Here is a 10,628-nt window from a genome sequence, read left to right on the forward strand (position 1 = left end):
CTTTACCTGAAGTTGACCCCTAGCACCACGGAGCTAAACCTGCTGTCTATGGCACGCGAAGGGCTGGTAACACCCCTTCGCACCGCCCTGTATCAGGCTCAAACAGAGAACGTGCTGGTGCAGCAGGAAGACATTCAAATGGAACAGGGTGAGCGAACGCGGCTGAATCTGGAGGTGCTGCCATTTCGCCCAGCCCAGACGAACACACTCTATTTTTTGGTGCTTTTCAATCCCATCTCGCCCTCTGCCCCTGCCTCTAACACATTCACCAGTCCCGCAACGGTAGAAAACTTGGAGCCAGCGGACTTAGCACGTGAGCTTGTAACGCTTCGTCAGGCGCTGTCTGCTGCTACCCAACGCGAACTCTCGGCCCAAGCGCATCTGCAAGCGGTGATTCAGGAGCAAAACCAACTCAACCAAAACTTACGCATAGCAAATGAAGAGATTCTATCGAGCAATGAGGAACTGCAAAGCACAAATGAAGAGCTGCAAACGGCGAAGGAAGAAATTCAAGCCACCAATGAAGAACTCTCGACGACCAATGAAGAACTGCGGAGTCGGAATCTGCAACAAAATCGAGACAATAGTGATCTCAACAACTTTATCGCCAGCATTAATATCCCGATTGTGATGCTGACGAATGACTTAAGGATTCGCCGCTTTACACCAACCGCCCAGCGATTGTTCAATTTCATCGCCACCGATATCGGACGACCCTTCACTGACCTGCATGGTAATTTTGACGTTTCTCAGCTAGAACCGATGATTTTGGAGGTGTTGGAGACCCTCAATACGAAAGAACAGGAGATCCAAACAGAAGCTGGATACTGGTATGACATCCGCATTCGCCCCTATCGCACTGCTGGAAACCAAATTGACGGTGTGACAATGGTGCTACAGGATATTGATACCCTCAAACGCTACAACGCCAGCCTAGAGAGCGCTCGCAATTATGCAGAAACCATCATTGAGACGGTGCAAATCCCGCTGGTTGTGCTGGACGCTGATTTACGGGTGAATGCCGTGAATCGAGCGTTTTACGAGACATTTCAGGTTTCTGAAGCTGAAACCATCCATACGTTGCTGTTTGAATTAGGTAATGGGCAGTGGGATATTCCCGAACTGCGATCGATGTTGAACGGTATTCTGGCGGGTGAGCTTGTGGTGCAGGATTTTGAGGTCCATCATAATTTCGAGCAGATTGGGCATAAAAACATGCTGCTCAATGCGTGCAAACTGCACCGAGAAGACAACACAGACATGATTTTGTTAGCGATCTCAGATGTTACCGAGCGCACGGCACGCCAGCAGGCTGAAGCGGCCAATCGTGCCAAAGATGAATTTCTCTCAAATCTGTCCCATGAACTGCGAAATCCGCTCACCTCGCTGCTGGCCTGGGTGCAACTGCTCCGCAACCGCGACTTCGACAAGGCAACAGTCGATCACGCCTTAGAAGCCATTGAGCAGAGCGGTAGGCTACTCAATTACCTAATTGAAGATATTCTGGATGCCTCTCGGATTGCGAGTGGCAAGTCGCAATTGAATAGCCGCCCGATCGACTTGAGCTTATTGGTTCAAACTGCTCTCAATAGCGTTAACTTATCGGCGGTGGCAAAAAATATTCAGTTAGTGTCATCGTTGAGTTCGATCACCGTGCTGGGGGATGCCGAACGATTGCAGCAAGTGCTGGGGAACCTGCTCTCGAATGCAATCAAGTTTACGCCTGCGGGTGGACGAGTAGACATCACGCTGTCACAGGTTGACCAGCAGGCGCAAATTCAAGTCAGTGACACAGGAATTGGTATTCCAGCAGATTTATTGCCACATATTTTCGAGCGGTTCTATCAGGGCGATTCCAGTACAATCAAAACCAATCAAGGGCTAGGATTGGGCTTGGCGATCGTGCGGCATCTCATCGAGCTGCATGGTGGCACTATGCTGGCAGAAAGTCCGGGCGAAGGACAAGGTACCACACTGACCGTGCGGTTGCCGTTATACGTCCCGCCCCCAACCGCACCGCCGATTGTCGAACCGACGGTAGAAACATCTTTGGACGCTTCGCAAAATCTCCCCTCTCTAGAAGGCTTGCATATCCTGGTGGTTGATGATCAGGTCGATGTGCTTTTACCCTTGCAGTTAATACTAGAGGATTACGGGGCAGAGGTGCTGGCTGTAACGACTGCCAGAGCAGCCCTCTCTGCTCTCAGGGAAAGCCCTAACCGCTATGATGTGCTGATTTCTGATCTCGGCTTGCCTGATGAAGATGGCTACTTCCTGATTCAACAGGTGCGATCGCTCAGTGCGGCAGCCGGAGGAAAAATTCCGGCGATCGCGCTGACGGGCTATGCCAGTAAAGCAGAACAACAACGGGCGATCGAGGCTGGGTTTCAAATGCACATAGCTAAACCCTGTGATCTGGTTCAACTGCGTGCAATAATTGCCGATTTGACTAAACGAACTTAACGGCTTGCCGTTATACCATTTCACAAAAAATATGATACAGATGCAAACCCCTAAACCTATGTTAACCTGAGTTCGGGATAAGAAATCCTCAAAAGCCTTGAATTATCGTTGTTCGGTCTAAAGCTTTGTTTTCATCTATTGTCAATAAGACATATTGCTGAGATTAGTTTCATTTGTGAACCTTATTGACAAAATGATTCCACTTTTATCCCTGCTTTGATCAATTCCAGTTTTATTCAATCCTGACAGAATAAGCTTTTTAGCTTCTGGCTTAACCCGAACTCAGGTTAAGTTAAGCTGAAGGGTATGCAGCGTAAGGATGCTCCAGGAGCAGGGGGCAGGGGCGCATAGGGGAATTTCTAAATATCCGAACGCAATGCTTAAAACTTCTTCTTTCTCCCCTGCTCCTTTGCTCCTGGAGCCCCCCTGCTGCCTCAACGATTTTCCCTTTTCTTAGTGCCATTCGTTATAGCCTCAAGTTTTTCAGGACTGTGGCCTGTACAGCAATGATTTTAGTTATGTGTAAGCCTAGGGGAAACGCACCTTATTTACTAATAAAAACTAAGAGAGATTTCAAAATGACACAGATAATTGTAAAAATCCTTAAAATGATAAATAAAACAAATGAAGTATCCTGAAAAACATGAATTAGATTATCTGAAACTAAATAATTATTTGTTGATACTAAAATTACTCGATATTCGAGTTTATAAAAGTATGTTTATCTAGAGGAAAAGTGAATTTATTCCTAAAGATTCAAATTTAATTTTTGATATGTTAGCCTTATGCTAAGGCTAAAACTCTTGCTAAATAATTGTTATCCAGCCCAGCGAGAAATTGTTTATTTTTTATTCCACGTTTGACGCGCTTCTCTTGACCTAAAAGATTGACTGCAATATGTCTGAGAATCGCAAAATTCTGTGGAGCATTATCTTTTCTAATCCGACAGTCATCTTCCCTCAAGGCGACATCTAATATCCAATGTAATGAATTCTCAATTCCCCAATGACTACGAATAGAATTACCAAACTGTTTAGCATTTGACTCAAGACTACTGATAAAATAATGGGTTTCAACCGTTGTTTCACCATTTAATGAACGGACAGATTCTACCATTCCAACACTATTAAAGTTTGACCAAACTGAATCTGCGTTAAGCAGAGACTGAATTTGAGATAACATCACATAGTGGCGGATTTCATGACGACCATGCCCTTTTTCTTCTGTTTTATATGTGCTATGTTCGATCCCTTCAAAATCTGTACTTATTCCTGACTGGAATAATTTTTCAACTTTATCGTAGAGATTTCCTTGATTCTTTTTTAAGGTAATTACATAATCTGCATCTTGCTGTGTAATTAATCTTACAATCTCTTTTTGACAACCGATTGCGTCAATTGTGACAATACATCCAGACAGTTCTAAAACTTTTAATAGTTCGGGAATTGCTGTAATTTCATTGGATTTTTCATCCACCTTAACTTGCCCTAACACTAATCTATTTGTAGTTGCCCATGCACTGACCATCACAATTGCACTTTGGTCGCTACTTTCATTATAAGAACCACGCAAAGTTTTTCCATCAATTGCAACCACTTCCCCAGAAGTTATGTTCTGTATTGACTTCATCCAATTAAGAAAACATTCTTGAAACTGTTGAGGATTTATTTGTGCAAATACCCTCGCAAAAGTATCATGAGATGGAATGCCATTTGGTAGTTCTAAAAACGTTTTTAACCACTCATACTTTGCACAGCCATACGTCTCGATTGCCGTCCAACCATCCGCTCCACAAATCACAGCACATACGGCAATGGTCATGATATCAATTAAATTGTGTCGTTTAGTGCGGTCAATTCGTGGGTCTTCTATCCCCAAAAAATGGTCAGCAATCGTGATTTTTGGTTTGAGCTTCATAGAAAGGAGAATAAGAATGTAATTCTTCTTTGGAGTTTCTGCGAGAATACCATATTCCTTGACAGGCAGCCGACGGCTGCCTCTAACTCCCCTTTATAATGATTATCATTATCGTAAAAGTGGATGTTTAATTTCCTGAAAGCCTTATTTGATTAGGGTTTTGCTAAATTTCACCCTGATTCTGGCTCGTCAATATTTAGATGCGTTTGCCCTGCCTATTAAGGTGGCTAGAAAAACTCTCTTTCTAATCCTATAGCCAAGACAGTGCTAACAGACTCTTTCAATTTAGAGATGATGGCTATAAATGGTCTAGTTGCGAAGGAGCAGCATAAAGCAAAACCTACTTTTAAAAAATGGCTAATAATTTGGTTTAATCTGTGCGATTGCCAGCACTGCTTGAAGCAATTCTTCTGGATTGAGGGGCTTGGTAACAATGCCGTTGATAGCCACTAGTGATGGCTTGTTCATAATCGTCAACCCTAGCATAAGCAGTCAAAGCGATCGCAGGAATCTCTCCCCCTTTTTCAGGAGGTAAAGTTCGGATCTGTTGAATTAGGGAATAACCATCAACTTCGGGCATACCAATATCACGGACTAAGACACCGGGTTTAAAGGACTCTAGGTTTGTTAAAACTTCTGCCGCAGAGCCAACAGTCAAGACTTTCGCTCCGTATTCAGTAAACAATACTGTTAATAGCTCGCGGGCATCGGGGTCATCATCCACTGTCAAAACCCGAATCCCTGTGAGTTCGAGTCCTGGTTGTGACAACTCATCTATCTGTTTGATTTCTGCTTCAACATTCAGCAGTGGCAACTGGACTATAAAGGTAGCTCCCAATCCAACACCTGGATTGTCAGCCGTAATCTTGCCGCCGTGGGCTTCAACCAACTGCTGGACAATTCACCACAGAGGATTTGCCATAAATAATCCTGTCGCCGCTTAACTATTCAACGCTCTTGGACAATTCTAAGCTTTCTGCTTGCAACTTTTCCACTTGTTGAACAGATGGCAAGTACACCTGAAATTTGCTGCCTTTGCCGAACTCACTCTCCGCGTTCACAAAACCATTGTAGTTTTTGACAATCTTAATCACAGTTGACAGACCTAGCCCTGTGCCTTTCCCCTCTTTCTTGGTTGTAAAGAACGGTTCAAAAATTCGCGATAAGATTTGTGGTGTCATGCCAACTCCTGTATCCTCTATAGTTATAACCAGATAGCAGCCCGGTTTCGCATCCCACATCATCCGACGAGCAAAGTTTTCGTCAACCAATAAATTTTCCGCCGTTATAAACAGCGTACCGCCATTAGGCATGGCATCACGAGCGTTGAGGTACAAGTTCATTAACACCTGATGTATATGAGTCGGATTTGCCAATATCTCCCATAACTCTTGAGTCGGTAGATTCTTACTGATGTTGATCGATTTTGGGAATGTACTGTTAGTCATTTGCTCTATTTCCAACAGTAAGTCTTCTATTTTCAAATACACACTCTTTCCTTCAGAACCGCCTGCAAATGTCATAAATTGCTTCACCAAATCACTCGCCCGTTTCGAGTTCTGTTCCAGGTTTTTCAGCATCTTCTGATGTGGCGCTTTTAGTGGAGAAAGTTGGAGTCCCAACATTTCCGATGATAAGCAAATCGACGTTAGGATGTTGTTGACATCGTGGGCTATACCACTCGCTAACGTGCCAAGGCTCTCTAATCGCTGGATATGGAGAAATTGGGCTTCTAGTTGTTTTTTCTCAGTGATGTCTGTGTTAACAGTGAAGATCAATTTGGCTTGCACCGCTTCATCAAGCATCAGTGTCCAGCGACTAGCCACAATCACTTCCTTGCCTAATTTCGTCAATTTACGCAAGTCTCCCTGCCACGAACCACTCTCGAACACGGTTATTTTAGCTGCGAGCCATTCTGGTGAAATTTCTTGGTGAAAAAGTTTATGGGCATTCTTTCCGATAGCTTCTAGTGCCGGAAAGCCGTACAATCGCTCTGCGCCTTGGTTCCAAAATAAGATTTCCTGCTCTAGAGTCCAGACGATAATTGCGTCATTGGTAATATCAAGCAGTGCCGCTTGTTCGCGGATTTTCTGTATAGAAATTTTACTTGATAATAAACTCATATTTTCATCTCCGAGTTTTAATCAATAAAACAAAAAATCGAGAAAACTTCAACTGCATCTACCTGGAAAAAGGGAGTTTTTTGTTATTAAGGCAAACTCCCAAATTTAGCCAATAGAAAATAATAAAACTCCAGATTTTAAAATGGATGAGTTTTAGTTATTTCTCTTACTCAAATTTTCTAGAGCAGAAAATATATTTATATGATATGGGAATCATAACTAGAAACCTAGAATAAAGCAAGTAACAGCTAAATAACTTATACGCCTGTATTTAAGCATTATTTATATAAGTGTTTGAATTCAGATGTTGTCATCATGTTGAAAAATCGAAAATGAATATATAACGTTTGATTTCGATGCAACAGGGGAAAAAAGTGAGAAGATATCGGGATTTTTGTATAACTTTGAGTAAAGAAAAATCGAAAATGAATATATAACGTTTGATTTCGATACAACAGGGGAAAAAGTGGGAAGATATCGGGATTTTTGTATAACTTTGAGGAAAGAAAAAATGAGCTGGAAATCATTCTTTAGAGAGATGCGTGATTCGATGACAAGATTAAATTCCGATATATGATATTAGCTTACTTGTAAACAACATCAATTAGATAAGCAGGGTTTCCACCCTACACTAATTAAGATTTTCAGAAATGATTTCAGATTCCCTACCTATATGATGTGAGCAATGGAAATTATTTACTGGAATTTCATAATAGCTCACGGAATTACTGCATTTTCATACTTTGGCATCCCCATAGTAATAGCAGTTTTATTTAATAAAACTAAGACAACTATCCCTGATCAGTTTTGGCTAGCTTTTTTCTTATCGGGTGGATTCATACTATCTTGCGGATTTCATCACCTTTTGGCGATCTTTGAGCCACATTCGGCAGTGTCCTTGTTGCACTTAGGCGTACTCGACATCATGGCGTTTATTTCTTTGTCTGCCTTAGTGTGCCTGATACCAACCGCTTATCAGATTTTAGAGGTGATTGCCAAATCTCAAGAAGATACCCGTGAACTTCAACGCAGCCAGCAAATGCAACGGCTATTTCTAGATCAAGGCCCCTTTGGAGCCTATATCAAAGATGAGCAATCTAAAGTGCTTTACTACAACCAGGAACTACAGTCTAGATTTTCGGTAGATTCACAAGAATGGTTGGGGAAAACGGATAGTGAATTCTTGCCAGATCCAGAAGAAGGGTGGCAGATAATAAAAAACGATCAAGTCGTTTTGAAGACTCAACGCCCCTTAAAGCTGATTGAAGAGGTAAAAGTACCTGGGAAGAATGAGCCATGCTACTGGTTATCGTTTAAGTTTCCCTTTAGCGATGGCGCAACGGGCGATCACCGCATCGGTGGGATCAGTATTGATATTACAGAATCTATAGAAGCACAGCAATCACTCACCGAGCTAAATCGGCAGCTAGAAGAAAAAGCACTAAAATTAGAGGCAAAAAAGCGAGAACTCATATATCTCTCAGATATGGCAGAGATGCTGTATTCCTGCGAATCTGAAAATGAGGTATATCAAGTGGTCGCTTTCACCTGTTCTAAGCTGTTTCCTAATATGAGTGGTTGTATTTGTATAATTGCTAATTCCAAGAATTATGTTCAGATAAATAGTATTTGGGGAGATGAAAGAACCAGTAAAGAAATATTTTCACTATCTGAGTGTTGGGCATTGCGGCGAGGAAAATTAAACCTTTTATCGCCTCGTCACTCAGGAATTATGTGCAGTCACTTAAAACAGCCTGTTAGCGGCACACATTTGTGTTTTCCATTGTTTGGACAAGGCGAAGTAGTTGGGATTTTACACATCTATGCCCTTGAAGAAATTAGTCTAGAAGATCAACAAATTACTGAGATTATTGCTAGAACATTAGGCTTTGGACTGAATAATCTATCGGTAAAACAACGTCTAACCCATGAGAATTTGCGGGATGGGATGACTCAACTATTCAATCGTAGCTATATGGAAACTGTAACAGATCAGAGGCTAGCGGAAGCTGAACGGTTAGGGCAATCTCTTGGCATTGTTTTTTTTGATATCGATAACTTCAAATCTTACAACTTACGCTATGGGCATTTGACTGCCAACATTGTTCTCATGGAAGTAGCAAAGCTGCTGTTAAACTCTATTCGCTCCTTTGACATTCCATGCAGATGGGGCGGTGACGAATTTGTGATTGTAATGCCTAATATTACGTTGTCAACCCTGATTGAACGAGTTGAGCAACTAAAAGATGCTCTTTCTCAAATGGAACTGAAAAATGGTGATCAGATCCTCGAAAGCATCACTGCCTCTTTTGGAATAGCTATATCAGAGCCAGGTATGAAACTTCACGATTTGCTCAATATTGCAAATCAAGCGATGCTTGAGGCAAAGCGAACAAAAAATAAGTGACAATTTTTGAGATAGCCAAAGGACTGTTTGAGTCGATTGAACTGGAGAATCGTAGTGTCATGATTGTTGGGGATTTCGTTGTCTAACCTTGATAACGCCAAACAAACCCAAGTGATTCAATTGCCATTATTTCAGAATGGGAACATAATATTTTAGGGCACGCCGCGTAAGCCCCACTTATAAAAAGCTCAGTTGCCGTCGTAAGCATTTTACAAGCTCATTGGTGACTACAATTGTGTGTCTGAATTATCTCCCAATTCTTGTTGTAATTGGGATAGTTGATTTTCTAACACTTTAGCAATCTGAATGAGATTCGATTCTTGGGCTATTTTTAGCTTCATGGCAAGACCATCTGGCAGCCAAGAAGCTAAATGGCTGAAATTCTTCCACTCTACATTTGATGATTTTGGACTATGAGTCATACTAAAAAAAGGCTCATAATTCCAGCGATCGCTAACTATATTTTCAAACAGCCATTTGGCTAAGGAGATAGTTTCAACCGGGTTGACATTATTGGTGAAAACTTATTAGTAAGGAGGTGACTACCTTTGCAATTATACTTGGCTAGCCATCTTTAGATTTACTTTATAAATAGCCTCTTACAGATTCCGCGATATACCACAAACCGGATAAAAATTTTAGATTGTCGCTAACAATATTTTTCCATTAACTCCAAACTTCTAACTCCTAAAATCTGCTCTATTTTAATTATTTAATTTTTTTTGCTCATTTTATACAATTTATACGCTACTCAACCGCTGACTCAAACATGATTTCTAACGCTAGGATGTGATGATAAAAAATTGTTAGCAAAATTACACGCAACCATAGTGAAATAAATGGCTGATATTAGTGATCGTGCCGTAACCTCTGGTTCTTTTAGCACCCTAGTTGATGCAATCAAGGCTGCCAATCTCATAGATACTCTCAAAGGGGTTGACTCATTTATCGCCTCTGCATCTACAGATCAAGCATTCGCAAAGCTTCCAGCCGGTACTATAGAGACATTGCTTGAAAATATTAATAAGATCCAGGAACTCCTGACGTATCACGTGGTTTCTGGTAAGGTGATGCCCATAAAGTCGGTTGAAAGTTCAAGTTTTAAAATTGACCCTTTCAATGCAGATTATAATTCACAAGCTCAAAATCCGATGCTGCTGATGATAACAGTGTCATCCACATCATTGTTGGTTCCTCGGTAAATAAATATATAAGCGTTGCTGATTAAATATATGAATCTTGGTGTAGAGACGTTGCATTGCAACGTCTCTACAAGAGTTTTTAAATCACGCAAAATAATTTTCATATCTGAATTCAGCAACGCTACTTTCTAAATACAAAATATATATTTGGATGATATCTATGTAATGCAACTATGATTTGAAACCAAGCAAATGATTAGCAAGTAGCTCTATAAAATCTACTTAAGCATTACAGACAAGTGTTTGAATTTAGGTCTTGCCAAAAGGTTGAAATGTATAAGATAAGTGTATAACGTTTGAGTTTGACACAAAAATTTAAAAATTTGAGAGCATACTCTAAGATTTTGTATAACTTTAAAGGAGTAAAATGCTAATATCACAACAAAAGCGAGAAGATTGCAGATATTAATAAAAGTTAAAGTTAATGATTTAAGGAGCAGCTTTTTGTCCTATGGTCAAGCGATCGCTCCAAGCATCACTCATCGGTATTGAACAGGCTAAAAGAGCATTTGCTCT

6 protein-coding genes and 1 pseudogene are annotated in these 10,628 nt (G+C 41.1%); 3 read left to right on the forward strand and 4 right to left on the reverse strand.

Features of this window, described 5'->3' with window-relative positions; genetic code table 11:
* A partial coding sequence (locus H6G86_RS36555; RefSeq protein ID WP_190938461.1) for an ATP-binding protein occupies positions 1–2,463 on the forward strand: 2,463 nt, incomplete at its 5' end.
* Positions 2,464–3,246: 783 nt separating this feature from the next.
* On the opposite strand, the gene H6G86_RS36560 is transcribed toward H6G86_RS36555, so the two are convergent.
* The 3 genes from H6G86_RS36560 to H6G86_RS36570 all read right to left on the reverse strand — a co-directional run bounded on the left by H6G86_RS36560 (position 3,247) and on the right by H6G86_RS36570 (position 6,503).
* A complete protein-coding gene (locus tag H6G86_RS36560; protein WP_190938462.1) occupies positions 3,247–4,380 on the reverse strand; it encodes an ISAs1 family transposase in 1,134 nt (377 codons plus the stop codon).
* A gap of 370 nt (positions 4,381–4,750) precedes the next feature.
* A complete protein-coding gene (locus tag H6G86_RS36565; RefSeq protein WP_199338566.1) occupies positions 4,751–5,269 on the reverse strand; it encodes a response regulator in 519 nt (172 codons plus the stop codon).
* 55 nt (positions 5,270–5,324) lie between these two features.
* Complete coding sequence (locus H6G86_RS36570) at positions 5,325–6,503, reverse strand: two-component system sensor histidine kinase NtrB (protein WP_190938463.1); 1,179 nt, start codon at positions 6,501–6,503, stop codon at positions 5,325–5,327.
* A gap of 685 nt (positions 6,504–7,188) precedes the next feature.
* On the opposite strand from H6G86_RS36570, the gene H6G86_RS36575 reads away from it, so the two are divergent.
* Positions 7,189–8,910, forward strand: coding sequence for a diguanylate cyclase (locus tag H6G86_RS36575; RefSeq protein ID WP_190938464.1), 1,722 nt, complete (start codon positions 7,189–7,191; stop codon positions 8,908–8,910).
* A 227-nt stretch (positions 8,911–9,137) separates the two neighbouring features.
* Here H6G86_RS36575 and H6G86_RS36580 read toward each other — a convergent pair whose 3' ends face one another.
* Positions 9,138–9,332, reverse strand: coding sequence for a hypothetical protein (locus H6G86_RS36580; protein ID WP_190938465.1), 195 nt, complete (start codon positions 9,330–9,332; stop codon positions 9,138–9,140).
* A 417-nt stretch (positions 9,333–9,749) separates the two neighbouring features.
* Here H6G86_RS36580 and H6G86_RS36585 point away from each other — a divergent pair.
* A pseudogene (locus H6G86_RS36585) lies at positions 9,750–10,138 on the forward strand (fasciclin domain-containing protein).
* Positions 10,139–10,628: the final 490 nt, after the last annotated feature.

Origin of the sequence: Nostoc sp. FACHB-133, assembly GCF_014698055.1 — a bacterium.
In the GTDB taxonomy this organism is placed as follows: domain Bacteria; phylum Cyanobacteriota; class Cyanobacteriia; order Cyanobacteriales; family Nostocaceae; genus Nostoc.

Bases quoted from the DNA above. Each gene is read 5' to 3' on its own strand.
- H6G86_RS36580 (WP_190938465.1), bottom strand. From the start codon at position 9,332: ATGACTCATAGTCCAAAATCATCAAATGTAGAGTGGAAGAATTTCAGC.
- H6G86_RS36575 (WP_190938464.1), top strand. From the start codon at position 7,189: ATGGAAATTATTTACTGGAATTTCATAATAGCTCACGGAATTACTGCA.
- H6G86_RS36570 (WP_190938463.1), bottom strand. From the start codon at position 6,503: ATGAGTTTATTATCAAGTAAAATTTCTATACAGAAAATCCGCGAACAA.
- H6G86_RS36560 (WP_190938462.1), bottom strand. From the start codon at position 4,380: ATGAAGCTCAAACCAAAAATCACGATTGCTGACCATTTTTTGGGGATA.